This window comes from Paenarthrobacter sp. TAF1 (genome assembly GCF_052113825.1).
Taxonomy (GTDB): Bacteria; Actinomycetota; Actinomycetes; order Actinomycetales; family Micrococcaceae; genus Arthrobacter; species Arthrobacter nicotinovorans.
The window spans coordinates 13,189-26,686 of sequence record NZ_JBFRDO010000021.1; the positions used below are offsets into that span (position 1 = coordinate 13,189).

General features: G+C 64.7%; 13 protein-coding genes. 7 read left to right on the forward strand and 6 right to left on the reverse strand.

Annotation, left to right across the window (positions count from 1 at the left end):
• The first annotated feature begins 70 nt into the window (after positions 1-70).
• The 5 genes from AB4Y81_RS19000 to AB4Y81_RS19020 all read left to right on the forward strand — a co-directional run bounded on the left by AB4Y81_RS19000 (position 71) and on the right by AB4Y81_RS19020 (position 5,725).
• Positions 71-799, forward strand: coding sequence for a FadR/GntR family transcriptional regulator (locus AB4Y81_RS19000; RefSeq protein ID WP_275776683.1), 729 nt, complete (start codon positions 71-73; stop codon positions 797-799).
• On the forward strand, positions 796-1,824 hold the full coding sequence (locus AB4Y81_RS19005) for an asparaginase (RefSeq protein WP_374757538.1): 1,029 nt from the start codon (positions 796-798) through the stop codon (positions 1,822-1,824). Before AB4Y81_RS19000 ends, AB4Y81_RS19005 begins: the two co-directional genes overlap by 4 nt.
• 13 nt (positions 1,825-1,837) lie before the next feature.
• Positions 1,838-3,253, forward strand: a complete 1,416-nt coding sequence (aspA, locus tag AB4Y81_RS19010) for an aspartate ammonia-lyase (RefSeq protein WP_189076755.1) — start codon at positions 1,838-1,840, stop codon at positions 3,251-3,253.
• Positions 3,254-3,400: 147 nt separating this feature from the next.
• Complete coding sequence (locus AB4Y81_RS19015; protein WP_018779954.1) at positions 3,401-4,909, forward strand: amino acid permease; 1,509 nt, start codon at positions 3,401-3,403, stop codon at positions 4,907-4,909.
• Positions 4,910-5,053: 144 nt separating this feature from the next.
• A complete protein-coding gene (locus AB4Y81_RS19020) occupies positions 5,054-5,725 on the forward strand; it encodes a FadR/GntR family transcriptional regulator (protein ID WP_039243230.1) in 672 nt (223 codons plus the stop codon).
• Here the strand turns inward: AB4Y81_RS19020 and AB4Y81_RS19025 are convergent.
• Genes AB4Y81_RS19025 through AB4Y81_RS19045 form a run of 5 tightly spaced genes read right to left on the reverse strand, consistent with a single transcriptional unit; the run spans position 5,722 to position 10,447 of the window.
• A complete protein-coding gene (locus AB4Y81_RS19025) occupies positions 5,722-6,591 on the reverse strand; it encodes an amidohydrolase family protein (RefSeq protein WP_441996524.1) in 870 nt (289 codons plus the stop codon). The genes AB4Y81_RS19020 and AB4Y81_RS19025 overlap by 4 nt on opposite strands.
• Positions 6,588-7,535: an aldo/keto reductase gene (locus tag AB4Y81_RS19030; protein ID WP_441996526.1), complete on the reverse strand. Its 948-nt coding sequence runs from the start codon at positions 7,533-7,535 to the stop codon at positions 6,588-6,590. The genes AB4Y81_RS19025 and AB4Y81_RS19030 overlap by 4 nt, the downstream gene beginning before the upstream one ends.
• Complete coding sequence (locus AB4Y81_RS19035; protein WP_039243256.1) at positions 7,532-7,846, reverse strand: L-rhamnose mutarotase; 315 nt, start codon at positions 7,844-7,846, stop codon at positions 7,532-7,534. The genes AB4Y81_RS19030 and AB4Y81_RS19035 overlap by 4 nt, the downstream gene beginning before the upstream one ends.
• The gene (locus tag AB4Y81_RS19040; RefSeq protein ID WP_441996528.1) at positions 7,839-9,146 is read right to left on the reverse strand and encodes an alpha-L-fucosidase; all 1,308 of its coding nucleotides are present in this window, start codon (positions 9,144-9,146) and stop codon (positions 7,839-7,841) included. Before AB4Y81_RS19040 ends, AB4Y81_RS19035 begins: the two co-directional genes overlap by 8 nt.
• Positions 9,143-10,447: an L-fuconate dehydratase gene (locus tag AB4Y81_RS19045; RefSeq protein ID WP_110506079.1), complete on the reverse strand. Its 1,305-nt coding sequence runs from the start codon at positions 10,445-10,447 to the stop codon at positions 9,143-9,145. Before AB4Y81_RS19045 ends, AB4Y81_RS19040 begins: the two co-directional genes overlap by 4 nt.
• A gap of 139 nt (positions 10,448-10,586) precedes the next feature.
• On the opposite strand from AB4Y81_RS19045, the gene AB4Y81_RS19050 reads away from it, so the two are divergent.
• Together AB4Y81_RS19050 and AB4Y81_RS19055 are read left to right on the forward strand one after the other, a co-directional pair.
• The gene (locus AB4Y81_RS19050) at positions 10,587-11,498 is read left to right on the forward strand and encodes a fumarylacetoacetate hydrolase family protein (protein ID WP_441996530.1); all 912 of its coding nucleotides are present in this window, start codon (positions 10,587-10,589) and stop codon (positions 11,496-11,498) included.
• A gap of 10 nt (positions 11,499-11,508) precedes the next feature.
• On the forward strand, positions 11,509-12,261 hold the full coding sequence (locus AB4Y81_RS19055; protein WP_055975373.1) for an SDR family NAD(P)-dependent oxidoreductase: 753 nt from the start codon (positions 11,509-11,511) through the stop codon (positions 12,259-12,261).
• 15 nt (positions 12,262-12,276) lie between these two features.
• Here the strand turns inward: AB4Y81_RS19055 and AB4Y81_RS19060 are convergent, their stop codons facing one another.
• Positions 12,277-13,443, reverse strand: coding sequence for an FG-GAP repeat domain-containing protein (locus AB4Y81_RS19060; RefSeq protein WP_441996532.1), 1,167 nt, complete (start codon positions 13,441-13,443; stop codon positions 12,277-12,279).
• Positions 13,444-13,498: the final 55 nt, after the last annotated feature.

Genomic DNA, 13,498 nt, shown 5'->3' on the forward strand with positions numbered 1-13,498 from the left:
CCAGTCCCCAAACCGTGAAGCAAGCCTTTCAGCGTTGACAGCCTCTTGTGACCCGTGCCATATTCGAAGCGTGAACCTGTCAGACAGCCGGACAGCCGGACAGCAAGAGCCCGTGAGCGGCCAATCAGCGCATATGCCTATTTCGCGCATTTCCGCAGCTGAGGCCGTCTTTGCTGCGCTCCGGCGGGCCATCGAGGGTGGCCAGTTCGATATCGGGACCAAGCTGAGTTCCGAAGCGACGCTGGCTGCCCAGTACGGTGTCAGCCGCTCAGTCATCCGGGAAGCGCTACGGTCGTGCAACACCTTGGGCCTCACAGTCACCAAAACCGGCAAGGGCACATTCATTGTGGCCAACAAGGTTGCTAATGACCTTACCTTGGGTCAGTACAGTGCACGCGATCTCAACGAGGCACGTCCGCACATCGAGATCCCGGCAGCGGGACTCGCGGCGCAAAGAAGGACCGAGGAAGAGCTCGAACACCTCAAGGACATCGTCCAGGAGATGCTCAACGAGACCGACCCCGAATCATGGGTGAACCTGGACGCCACGTTCCACTCAGCCGTGGCCCGGGCCAGCGGAAACCGCGTGTTCGCCAGCGTTGTCTCTGACATCCGCGAGGCCTTGGCCCACCAGTCGGAAACCCTCAACCTCGTTGCTGACAGGCAGCACCGCTCGGACGAGGAACACGTCGCAGTGCTGAACGCGATTGAAGCCGGCGATTCCGAAGCCGCAAGCAGGGCGATGGCCGACCACCTCCAGGCCGTCAGCGTTGCGCTGGACACAATCCTCAACAAATGACCCACCCAAAGGACACCATGCCCGTCCCCACAGCACCGGCCCATCAGGCCGCGGCGCAGAACACCAAGGCGCCAAACCACGTCCCGCTTGTCGAAGTGACCCGCGACGGACTGGTGGAGAGCATCCACTACGGCTCGCTGATCGCACTCTCGGCAGAGGACAGCAGCCTCATCGAGGCCGGCCAGCCGGACGCCCCCATGTACCCGCGTTCGAGCCTGAAGCCACTGCAGGCTGTCGCGCTCCTGAAGGCCGGCCTGGACATCCCCGAAAACCTCCTGGCGCTCACGGCTGCCAGCCACTCCGGCGCAAAGATGCACCGCGACGGCGCCACTGAGATCCTGAGGCTGCACGGCCTCAACGACCAAGCCCTGGCCAACAGCACGGACCTTCCGTACGGCGTCGCCGAACGCGAGGACTGGCTCCGCGCCGGAAACGGCCCCACCCGGATCGCGCAGAACTGCTCCGGCAAGCACGCGTCCATGACCGCCGTCTGCGTCATCAACGGCTGGCCTGTAGAGGGATACCTGCACCCGGAGCACCCGCTGCAGGTCCTGGTCCGCGACACCATCACCGAACTGACCGGCGAGGAAGCGGCCGCAGTCAGCACAGATGGTTGCGGGACTCCGCTGTTCGCCCACTCGCTGCATGGCATGGCCCGCGCCTATGGCCGCCTGGCCGCCGCAGACCAGGACACTCTCGAAGGCAAAGTTGCGCACGCCATGCGCCGCTTCCCGGAGATGGTGGCCGGCGAAGGTCGCGACGTCACCGCCCTCATGCGTGCGGTCCCCGGCTTGCTCGCCAAGGACGGCTTCGAAGGCCTCCAGTTGGTTGGCCTTCCGGACGGCACCGGCCTGGCGGTGAAGATTTCCGACGGCGGCGATCGCGCCCGCATGCCCGTCACCGTTGAGGTGCTTCGCCGCTTGGGCGTCGACGGCGGCAGCCTGGACACGCTTCAAAGCCCACCTGTGCTGGGCGGCGGCCTTCCGGTCGGCGAGCTCCGTGCAGCCCGAATTTTCAGCAACTAAACCAAGGACAGCTATGACCACCGTCGATCAGGCGATCCCCCTCCGTTCCGAACACGACCTCCTGGGCGATCGCGATGTACCCGCGGACGCCTACTGGGGCGTCCACACCCTCCGCGCTATCGAGAACTTCCCCATCACCGGGCAGCCGCTGTCCACCAACAAGCACCTGGTCCGTGGACTGGCTGCGGTCAAGCAGGCCGCCGCCCGCACCAACCACGAGCTGGGCCTCCTGGACGCTGAGCGTGCGAACGCCATCGACCAGGCCTGCCAGGACATCCTGGACGGGAAGCTGCAGGAGCAGTTCATGGTGGACGTGATCCAGGGCGGCGCAGGAACCAGTTCCAACATGAACGCCAACGAGGTCATCGCCAACCGTGCCTTGGAAATCCTGGGGCACCCGAAGGGTGACTACGCCAAGCTGCACCCGAATGACCACGTGAACCTGAGCCAGTCCACCAACGACGTCTACCCGACTGCCGTGAACCTGGCCACGATCTTCTCGGTCAAGGAACTCCTCCTGGCCCTCGAAGAGCTTGAGCAGGCCTTCGCCGAAAAGGGCCGTGAGTTCCGGACCGTCGTGAAGATGGGCCGCACCCAGCTCCAGGACGCTGTGCCCATGACGCTGGGCCAGGAATTCGGTGGTTACGCCGTGACCATCGGCGAGGACCGTGCCCGACTGGACGAGTCCCACATGCTCATCCATGAGATCAACCTGGGTGCCACGGCCATCGGTACGGGCCTGAATGCCCCGGTTGGCTACGCGGACGCAGCTTGCCGCCACCTGGCCGAAATCACCGGCCTTCCCCTGCTGACCGCCGCGGACCTCATTGAGGCCACCCAGGATGTGGGAGCGTTTGTCCACCTGTCCGGTGTGCTGAAGCGCGTGGCAGTGAAGCTCTCCAAGATTTGCAACGACCTCCGCCTGCTGTCCTCCGGGCCGCGTGCGGGATTGGGCGAGATCAACCTTCCGGCAGTGCAGTCCGGTTCGTCGATCATGCCCGGCAAGATCAATCCGGTGATCCCGGAAGTGGTCAGCCAGGTGGCGTACGAAGTCATCGGCAACGATGTCACCGTCACCATGGCCGCGGAGGCAGGCCAGCTCCAGCTGAATGCCTTCGAACCGATCATTGTGCACAGCCTGCACAAGAGCATCTCCCACCTGGAAGCAGCGTGCCGCACCCTTACGGCACGCTGCGTCCGGGGCATCACCGCAAACACCGAGCGGCTACGGCTTACCGTGGAGCAGTCGATCGGTCTCGTCACGGCATTGAACCCCCACATCGGTTACGCCTCCGCCACCGCTATCGCCCAGGAGGCGCTGGCGACGGGCAAGGGTGTGGCAGAACTCGTGTTGGAGCACGGTCTCCTGACCGCTGCCCAGCTCGAGGAATTGCTCAGCCCGGAACGTCTGGCCAACCTGAGCAAATAGGCCAGATCAGGCCAGAGAAATCCCAGCGGCTGTAGTCAGCCGTCCCGCCCGATGAGGCATACCCCCAACGAGGCGCTGTCCTGTGTGCCCGGATCCCCGACCGGATCCACCCAGGACAACCCCAACAGGACACTCCTAAGGATTCCAATGACCAATCCCATCACTGACCACACGGTTCCGGCCCAAGCGCACGCCAGTGAGAAGGCCCTGCACAAAGAGGACTCCGGCTACCACAAGGACCTCAAGCCCCGCCAGATCCAGATGATCGCGATCGGTGGCGCAATCGGCACCGGCCTGTTCCTGGGCGCAGGTGGCCGTCTTAACGCCGCCGGCCCGTCCCTGGTGATCGCGTACGCCGTCTGCGGCTTTTTTGCCTTCCTGATTCTCCGCGCACTGGGTGAACTGGTGCTGCACCGCCCGTCCTCGGGTTCGTTCGTCTCCTACGCCCGTGAGTTCTACGGCGAGAAGGCGGCGTTCGTCTCAGGCTGGTTCTACTGGATCAACTGGGCCACCACCACCATCGTGGACATCACGGCGGCCGCTCTCTACATGAACTTCTTCGGCAAGTACATCCCCTGGATGGGCGCCGTTCCGCAGTGGGCGTGGGCCCTCATCGCCCTGGTGGTGGTGCTGAGCCTGAACCTCGTCTCCGTGAAGGTCTTCGGCGAGATGGAATTCTGGTTCGCCCTGATCAAGGTTGCTGCCCTGGTGGCCTTCCTCCTGGTTGGCACGTACTTCGTCATCTTCGGCACCCCGGTTGATGGCCAGGAAGTCGGCTTCAGCCTGATCTCGGACAACGGCGGCGTGTTCCCGAACGGCATCCTGCCCATGATCATCCTCATGCAGGGTGTGCTGTTCGCCTACGCCTCGATCGAACTCGTGGGCACGGCGGCCGGCGAAACTCCTAACCCCGAAAAGATCATGCCCAAGGCCATCAACTCCGTGGTCTTCCGCATCGCGGTCTTCTACGTCGGCTCGGTCATCCTGCTCGCCCTGCTGCTCCCCTACACCTCCTACGAAAAGGGTGTCAGCCCGTTCGTGACGTTCTTCGGATCCATCGGTGTCCAGGGCGTTGACGTGATCATGAACCTCGTGGTCCTCACGGCAGCACTGTCCTCGCTGAACGCCGGGCTCTACTCCACGGGCCGTATCCTCCGTTCCATGTCCGTGGCGGGTTCCGCTCCGAAGTTCGCCCAGCGCATGAACAAGGCCGGCGTCCCTTACGGCGGCATCGCGATCACCGCAGGTGTTTCCCTGCTCGGTGTTCCGCTGAACTACCTCGTCCCGTCCGATGCCTTCGAGATCGTTTTGAACGTGGCTTCCGTGGGCATCATTGTCACCTGGGCAACCATTGTGCTGTGCCAGATGCAGCTCAAGCGCTGGTCCGACAAGGGCTGGGTGAAGCGTCCGTCCTTCCGTTTGTTCGGCGCACCCTACACAGGTTGGTTGTCCTTGGTCTTCCTTGCCGGCGTCCTGGTGATGGTGTTCATCGAGTCCCCGCTCACCATGCTGGTGACCGCGATCGCTTGCGGGCTGATGGTCTGGGGCTGGTTCCTGTGCCGCAAGCAGATCCACGAGCTCGCCGCCACGCGTGACGGTTACACGGGCAGCGCCCCGGTGATCGCCAACCGCCCGTTGCCTGGCGGCGATAAGTAACAGCAGTACCCGTTAGCGCCCGACGGCGGCGCCCGGGTTCCGTAACAGCGGAACCCGGGTGCCGCCGTCGTTGGTTAACGCCCCCCAATTGGGTGAGGTCGCGGCGCGGGCAGACATCCGATCATTCGTGGCTACTATTGGTCCATGGCTGTCACAGACGAAGCGATCAGCAAGATCAAGGACATGCTGATCCGCGGCGAACTCAAGGCGGGCGATCGGCTTCCCCCCGAAAAGGAACTGAGCGAACGTCTTGGCCTTTCCAGGAGTTCGCTGCGTGAAGCGGTGAAGGCCCTGGAGCTGATCCGGGTGCTGGACGTGCGCCGCGGCGACGGCACGTACGTGACCAGCCTCGATGCCAAACTGCTCAACGAGGCCGTGGCGTTCGTGGTGGACCTGCACCAGGACCGTTCCATCCTTGAACTCTTCGAGGTCCGACGAATCCTTGAGCCCGCCACAGCCCAGCTGGCAGCGGGCAAGATTACCCCGGACGAGCTCCAGTCCCTGCGGGCCACCATGGACGGGATCGACGAAAACACCGACGTCGAAGAACTCGTGGCCCATGACCTCGAGTTCCACAGCATCATCACCGCAGCCGCGGGAAACGACTACCTCGGCAGCCTCCTGGAGGCCCTTTCCAGCAGCACGGTGCGTGCCCGGATCTGGCGTGGATTGACGCAGGAAAAGGCCGTGTCCCACACTTTGGCGGAGCACCGTGCCATCGCGGATGCGCTGGAGCGCGGTGATGCGGAGCTGGTGCGGGCGCTGGTGACGGTGCACATCAGTGGCGTGGAGAACTGGCTGCGCCAGGCCCTCTAGGCATCCACCAACGGGTTGGCCGCCAGCCCATAGGTGCGGATCGCAGTCCCCTCCAGGATGGAATCCTGCTCCGCGGGGCTCAGGGAGGACACCAGTTCCAGCAGGACGTCGAGGGTCCGGCCGTAAGGCGCCCCGAGGATGCTGACCGGCCAGTCGCCACCGATCATCAGGCGGCCGGCGCCGAAAGCTTCCAGCGCTGTTTCGAACAGCGGCCGCAGTGCCGCGCTGGTGTACGGCAGCCCCGGAGCGTGGAGCCCGGATAGCTTGGCTACGGTGTTAGGCTCGCGGCCCAAGGCAAGGACATCAGTGCGCCACGAGTCCATGAGCGAGGCATCGGACAGCGGCGGCTTCCCCAAATGGTCAAGGACCACGGTCAGCTCCGGGAGGTCCCGGGCAAGCCGGACGGCCGCGCCCAAATGACGGGGGAATGCGTCCGGAATATCAAAGGCCAGGCCACGTAGCGCCACCAAAGCGAGGGACTCGCGCACGGTAGGGAGGTCCAGGAAGTCCGCCCGGGGATCGTCGTGCACCAAGTGGCGCACGCCCTTGAAGACAGTTTGTGCACTGAAGCTGTCCAGCTGGGAAGCGCACTCAGCCGGCGAGTCCAACCGCACCCAGCCCACCACGCCCAGCACCCACGGATTCCGCGCTGCGACGGCCAGCATGCTGTCCGTATCGGCTATGGTGTCGTCGGCCTGGACCAGCACCGCAGCCCGGACACCCGCGGCCTCCAGGGTCTCCCCCGCCTCTTCTTCGCCAAAGCTGCGGAAGAGCGCACCGTGCTGCGGACCGAGCCACGGGTAGGGACGTTCACCGCCGGTGACGAAAGTGTCCAGCGTCCACAGGTGCAGGTGTGAATCAATCACTGCCCGGCGCCTTTCCGCAAGCCCTCCAAAGCCTGCCACAGCTCTTCGGGGAGTGGCTCGTCCATGCGGGCGGCGTTGGTGGTGACCTGTTCAGGAGAAGTCGCTCCTGCTGTCACGTTCACCACGGCCGGATGCCGCAGCGGGAACTGGAGTGCCGCCGTCGGGAGTTCGACGCCGAAGTCGCGGCAGACGGACGCAAGCGCCCGGGCCCGCTCCAGCACTTCCGGCGGCGCTTGGTCGTAGTTGTAGTGCGCGTCGTCGGGGACGTCCGGGCGGGCCAGGAGGCCCGAGTTGAAGACGCCCACATTCACGACGCCGGTGCGGCGCTCCACACAGCGGTCAAGCAGCGGAACGTCTGGCTGCTCCAGCAGGGTGTAGCGCCCGGCAAGCATCAGGAGGTCCAGGTCGGCGGCTTCGACGCACTCCAGCGCGGCTTCGGCGGAGTTGGTGCCCACGCCAATCGCCGTGACCAGGCCTTCGGAACGCAGCTTTTCCAGGGCCGGCAAGCCGTGTTCGATTCCGGCCTGCAGGTCGTGGACGTCGGGGTCGTGCAGGTACGCGATGTCCACATGGCTAAGGCCGAGCCGCTCCAAGGACTCCTCAATACTGCGACGGATGCCTGCCTCGGAGAAGTCCCAAACACGACGGCTGGTGGCAGGAACGTCGAAGCCTTCGGAATCCCGGCCTTCGGACCCGTTGGGTTCCAGCAGGCGCCCCACCTTGGTGGAGATGACGAATTCCTCCCGCGGTTTGTCCCTCAGGACAGCACCGAGCCTTTGTTCGGACAGGCCCAGTCCGTAATGCGGCGCGGTATCGAAGTAGCGGATCCCGGCGTCCCACGCCGCAAGTACCGTGGCGAGGGCTTCCCCATCAGGAAGGGCCCGGTAGAGATTCCCTATGCCCGCTCCGCCGAAACCGAGCTTGCCCAGATCAGGTGCATTCATGGCAGTTCCCATACTCTACCGATACCCCTATCAGCCCCGGAGTAATCGTCCTGGACCTCCAAAAGTTCAGCCATGCGGGCTTGCCACGGGACGTTGGCGGGGTGATCGGCGAGCGCATGCCGCATTGCCTGGTAGTCGTCCACGTCCACCACGTGGAAAAGGTCGAGCCCGCTGCGCCAGATACGCCAGTTCCGCACCCCCGCTTCCTTCAATGCCGCCACGAGTTCCGGAGGGATGTTCGCATGGGCGTCAGAGTATTCCTCCTCGGCACCGGGCTTGAGGCGGGTGTGCAGGGCGATGCTCTCAGTCATCGCGTTCACCGGCCCCCGTGGAGCCGGACTTGAGGAACAGTTCCAGCACGGGAACAGCGGCATCGGGTCGCTGCACTGGCAGCTTGATGGTCAGCGTGCCCGGCGGCTGGCCTCCGGGGGTCATGTTGGCTGGTTGCTGCCCGGGGTCCACTTCCTGCAGGAACACCTCCGAGGCATCGTTGAGCAGCTGGGCGTATTCCACTTTGCCTGCCAGGTCCGGCAGGTGCACGTATTCGAAGGGCCAGCTGAACAGGTGAACGTACAGCCTGTCCCGGCGCTGCGTGTAGCGGACGTCGGAGGGCGCGGTGAACGGCGAAGTCCCCGCCCCGTAGATGGAACGGGAGTGCAGCTGCATCCACTTCCCGATTCCCTCCAACGACTCCAGCGCCCGCGGATCAAGGGACCCCCTGCCGGTGGGGCCAACGTTGAGCAGCAGGTTGCCACTTTTGGAGACGCCATCGACCAGCATCCGGATCAGCAGGTCCACGGACTTGTAGTTTTGGTTGTCCCGGTCGTACCCCCAGCTGCCGTTCAGGGTTTGGCAGGCCTCCCAGGTGACGGGTTCGCCGTCGAGCATCATGGGGCCGGCGGGCTGGTACTGCTCCGGCGTGACAAAGTCTCCCGGGATGTCCAGGCGGTCGTTGACCACGATCCCGGGCTGCAGTTCACGGACCATGGCGAGCAGCGCCTCCGATCCCCAGTCGTTACGACCCTTGCCGCCCCAGAACTCAGCGTGGCCGAGGCCGGCGTAGGAGAAGTCGAAGAACAGGTAGTCGATGGTGCCGTAGTTGCTCAGGAGCTCGCGCACCTGGCCATGGAGGTAGTCACGGTAGCGGGCCATGTCGCGACCGGCGTTGAGGCTTTCGACGTCGGCGGCGTTGCGTTGGGGATGTACCCCGTCAATGGTGAAGTCGGGGTGGTGCCAGTCAACGAGCGAGTGATAGAAGCCCACCTTCAGCCCCTCGGCGCGGAGTGCTTCGACGTAGGGCGTGATCAGGTCCCTGCCGGCGGGCGTGTTGGTGGCCTTGTAGTCGGTCAGGGCCGAGTCCCAAAGGCAGAAACCGTCGTGGTGTTTGGTGGTGAGGACCACGTACTTCATCCCTGCCTCGCGGGCGGCCCTGGCCCACTCGCGGGGATCGTAGAGGTCCGGGTCGAAGCGACGGAAGTACTTTGAGTACTCCTCCACCGTGATCTCTTCCCGGTTCATCACCCATTCGTGGCGTGCGGGCAGGGCGTAGATGCCCCAGTGCACGAACATGCCGAAACGTGCTTCTTCGAACCAGGGGGCGTGCTGGATCAATGGGTTTCCTTCCATACCGGGCCGTCCGGAAAGCTGTATGCGGCCAGTGTTTCACGGAGCATTTCGTTGCCGGCACCAGGGGACGACGGCGGCCAGTACGCGCCGCTGTGGACGTCCACGGGTGTGACGAAGTGTTCGTGGAGGTGGTCCACGAACTCTATGGTCCTGCCCTCTTTGGTCCCGGTGACCGCCACGAAATCGAACATGGACAAATGCTGCACGGCTTCACAGAGCCCCACTCCGCCTGCGTGCGGGCATACCGGGACCCCGAACTTCGCGGCCAGCAGCAGGATGGCGATGTTCTCGTTGACCCCGGCTACGCGGGCGGCGTCGATCTGCAGGACCTGCAGCGAGCCCGCCTGGAGCATCTGTTTGAACACCACCCGGTTCTGGACGTGCTCCCCCGTTGCCACCGGAATGGGTGCCACTGCGCGGGCGATGGCGGCGTGCCCGAGGATGTCGTCCGGGCTGGTGGGTTCTTCGATCCAGGCGATGTCGTACGGGGCAAGGTGGGCCATCCAGTCGATGGCGTCCTGGACATCCCAGCGCTGGTTGGCATCAACAGCGATCCTGATGTCCGGGCCCACGGCGGCGCGGGCGGCCCGGACGCGGCGGATGTCGTCGTCCAAGGACGCCCCCACCTTCAGCTTGATCTGTGTGAATCCGTCCGCCACCGCTTCCTTGGCCAGCCGCGTCAGTTTCGCGTCGCTGTAACCCAGCCATCCCGGCGTCGTGGTGTACGCGGGGTAGCCTTCAGCGCGAAGGGCGGCCTTCCGCTGTTCCTTTCCCGGTTCTGCGGCGCGGAGGATGGCCAGGGCTTCGTCCGGGGTGAGCGCGTCCGTGAGGTACCGAAAGTCGACCAGTGCCACGATTTCTTCCGGGGCCATGTCGGCAAGCAGTTCCCACAGGGGAAGTCCCGCACGTTTGGCTTTCAGGTCCCAAAGGGCATTGACCACCGCGCCGATGGCCATGTGCATGACGCCTTTTTCGGGTCCGAGCCAGCGGAGTTGGGAGTCGTGGGCCAGGAGCTTCCACGTCGCACCCATGTCCTCCAGCAAGGTTTCAACATCGGCGCCGAGGATGTGTCCGCGCAGGGCGTTGATGGCCGCCGTTTCCACCTCATTGCCGCGCCCGATGGTGAAGACGAAACCGTGGCCCTCATGCCCGTCGGTGGCATCGGTCCGGATGACCAGGTAGGCGGCTGAGTAATCCGGATCCGGGTTCATGGCATCGGAACCATCCAGGTCCCGGGACGTCGGGAAGCGAATATCGAATGTTTCGATTTCGGTGATGATGCTCATTGGGCTCCTGGCTACGTCGTATTCTTCGATGCCAGCTAAACATCGGATGTATGCCTTGTCAATGGGTCACATTTCCGTATTATGGGGGAAAACATCACACTAGAGTTCGGATGTTAGTCCCGAACGCACGGAGGAAGCCATGACCTTGAAATTCGCCAGGCTGGGTACGGCCGGAAACGAACAACCGGCCGTCATCGCCCAGGACGCCCACGGCCTCGAAAAATACTTCAGCCTCACCACCCTCACCCAGGACATCGACGGCAAGTTCCTCGCCTCTGATGGCATCGAACGCACCCGTGCGGCCCTGGAAAACGGTGAACTCGCGGAAATTTCGGCCGAGGGGCTGCGCATCGGCGCACCCGTCGCCCGCCCCGGCGCGGTGGTTGCCATCGGCCTGAACTACACCGCGCACGCTGCCGAATCCGGCGCCACGCCGCCCGGAGTTCCCGTGGTGTTCCTGAAGCCGAGCAACACCATCGCGGGACCGTTCGACGCCGCCCCCATCCCGCCGTCGTCCGAAAAATACGACTGGGAAGTGGAGCTGGCCATCGTGATCGGCCGGGAAGCGTCATACCTTTCCTCCGTTGAAGAAGCGGAGATGTGCATCGCCGGCTACGCCGTGGCCAACGACCTCTCGGAGCGCGAATACCAGATTCCCGGCGCTGCCGGACAGTGGACCAAGGGCAAGACCCTCCCCGGCTCCACTCCCCTGGGACCCTGGCTGGTACCCGCTGCGGACATCGACGCCGCCAACCTCCGGCTCCGCACCCTGGTCAACGGCGAAGACCGCCAGGACTCAACCACCTCGGACGTGATCTTCGACCCCGCCACGATCGTCCACCACCTCAGCCAGTACATGATCCTTGAACCGGGCGATGTGATCATCACCGGCACTCCCGAAGGCGTCGCCCTGTCCGGCCGCTTCCCCTTCATCCAGCCGGGTGACGTTGTGGAACTCGAGATTGAAGGCTTGGGCCGGCAGCGCCAGGAGTTCTACCGGGCACAAGCAGGATCGGCCCGCCCTGTTTCCTTCGCCGGCACCAACGCCTGAGCGCCGCGCCATGACCGGCAAGGAATTCGACGGCCTCGCAGCCCTCGTCACAGGCGGTGCCTCGGGTATCGGGGCGGCCATTGCGGACCGCCTCGCCGCAGGCGGCGCCCAAGTGGCGGTCCTGGACCTCGCTCCGGAAACCAGCCCGCACTTCGGCGTGCACTGCAACGTGGCCGACGACGCCTCGGTGCGCACCGCCGTCGAGAGTGTCGCCCAACAGTTCGGTCGCCTGGATATCGTGATCAACAACGCCGGGATCGGCGCACAGGGTGACATCGCGGCGAACGACGACGAGGAATGGCTGCGTGTCCTCAATGTCAACGTCGTGGGCATTGCCCGCGTCAGCCGCGCGGCCTTGCCGCACCTGCGCCAATCACCGGCCGCGGCGATCGTGAATACGTGCTCCATCGCAGCGACCGCCGGCTTGCCGCAACGTGCACTGTACTCGGCGTCAAAGGGCGCGGTCCTGTCGCTGACCCTGGCCATGGCCGCGGACCACGTCCGGGAAGGAATCCGCGTGAACTGCGTCAACCCGGGCACCGTTGATACCCCCTGGGTGGGCCGCCTGTTGGATTCGGCCGCTGACCCCGCCGGCGAGCGCGCCGCACTCAATGCCCGCCAGCCGCACGGCCGGATGGTGGACCCCGCTGAAGTGGCCGGCGCCGTCGCGTATCTGGCGAGCCCGCTGTCAGGTTCGACGTCGGGCACCTCGCTGGCGGTCGACGGCGGCATGCAGGGTCTGCGGCTGCGTCCGGTGCAGTAACGGGTCGGGGTTGTTTCAGTAGAGCCCGTTGAAGATGTTCCACCCCCAGCCAACAGTCTCCACGCCCTTCCAACCGCCGCGCCCATCGCCGTAGTACATCAGCAGTTCGCCGGCGCTGTTGACCCCGTGGATATCAGCGAAGCCGTCACGGTTGAAGTCCCCGGCACTGCCGATCTTGCCCAGCACGTTCCACTCTTGGCCTACTTGCCGTGGCGCCAACCATCCGCCGCTCCCGTTACCGCCGTAGAGGAACAGACGTCCCGCCTTGTCCTTGGCGAGGACGTCTACCGTGCCGTCGCCATTGAAATCGCCTGGCGTAATGAGCAGGTCCATGACGCCCCAGCCCTGGCCAACATGGACCCGGGGAGTCCAACCACGGGCGGCTTTGGGATAGAGGTAGAGATTGCCATTGGGTTCAGCGGCCAGGAGGTCGTTGTACCCATCGCCGTCGAAGTCCCCGGGGCCAACGACCTTGTCCATGGCGTTCCAGCCCCAGCCGATCTCCGACGGATAGGCGTTCGCCGGGAAAGTTCCGTCTCCCCTGCCCCAGAACATCCAGAGCCTCCCCACTGTGTCAGTAGCGAGGAGCTCGGTTTTGCCGTCGCTTGTGAGGTCGCCGGCGCCAATGATCCTCGTGTAGGCGCCCCAGCCGGGGCCTATCAGCTGGGGCGGTTTCCATCCTTGCGTTGCGTCCTGGCCCGCATAGAGCATGAGCGCGCCATCTTGCCGACGTCCCAGAAGATCGAAGACTCCCCTGTCCGTGAATCCTTCCGCGCGCATGGGTTGGCTTTTGACCACTTCGGATTCCTTCACCACCACCTGCGCCGGGTGGCACGCCTGCGAACCCGTGACCACGGCAGAGATCCGGGTTCCGACGTCCTCGATGTCCAGGTCGTAGAACTGCGCGTATGCCGGCTCCGGCGTCACCGGCTCGCCGTCGCGAAGCCACTGGACGGAGTAGCCGTGCTGCGGGTCCGGGTCACAGGAGGAGAAGTACTCGTAGGCGCCACTGACTGACAAGCCGCTCCCGACATAGGCGGGGCCACTGATGCTGAAATCGTCCGGTTCCACGGCATTCGCAGCCGGAACCGGGACGGTGGAGGCCAGGATCGCGGCCAGGGTTGCGGCCGCTGCGGCTACTGCCCGCCGCGGCGAGGTTATGACGCCCAATGCAGAACCCACGTTGCTCCCTTGAACATGCTGAAAGTTTCCTGCGCCCATCTTAGGTTCGCCCTCC

Excerpts from the sequence above, each read along its gene's own strand:
- AB4Y81_RS19005 (WP_374757538.1), top strand. The coding sequence starts at position 796 with ATGACCCACCCAAAGGACACCATGCCCGTCCCCACAGCACCGGCCCAT.
- aspA (WP_189076755.1), top strand. The coding sequence starts at position 1,838 with ATGACCACCGTCGATCAGGCGATCCCCCTCCGTTCCGAACACGACCTC.
- AB4Y81_RS19015 (WP_018779954.1), top strand. The coding sequence starts at position 3,401 with ATGACCAATCCCATCACTGACCACACGGTTCCGGCCCAAGCGCACGCC.
- AB4Y81_RS19020 (WP_039243230.1), top strand. The coding sequence starts at position 5,054 with ATGGCTGTCACAGACGAAGCGATCAGCAAGATCAAGGACATGCTGATC.
- AB4Y81_RS19030 (WP_441996526.1), bottom strand. The coding sequence starts at position 7,535 with ATGAATGCACCTGATCTGGGCAAGCTCGGTTTCGGCGGAGCGGGCATA.
- AB4Y81_RS19035 (WP_039243256.1), bottom strand. The coding sequence starts at position 7,846 with ATGACTGAGAGCATCGCCCTGCACACCCGCCTCAAGCCCGGTGCCGAG.
- AB4Y81_RS19045 (WP_110506079.1), bottom strand. The coding sequence starts at position 10,447 with ATGAGCATCATCACCGAAATCGAAACATTCGATATTCGCTTCCCGACG.
- AB4Y81_RS19050 (WP_441996530.1), top strand. The coding sequence starts at position 10,587 with ATGACCTTGAAATTCGCCAGGCTGGGTACGGCCGGAAACGAACAACCG.
- AB4Y81_RS19055 (WP_055975373.1), top strand. The coding sequence starts at position 11,509 with ATGACCGGCAAGGAATTCGACGGCCTCGCAGCCCTCGTCACAGGCGGT.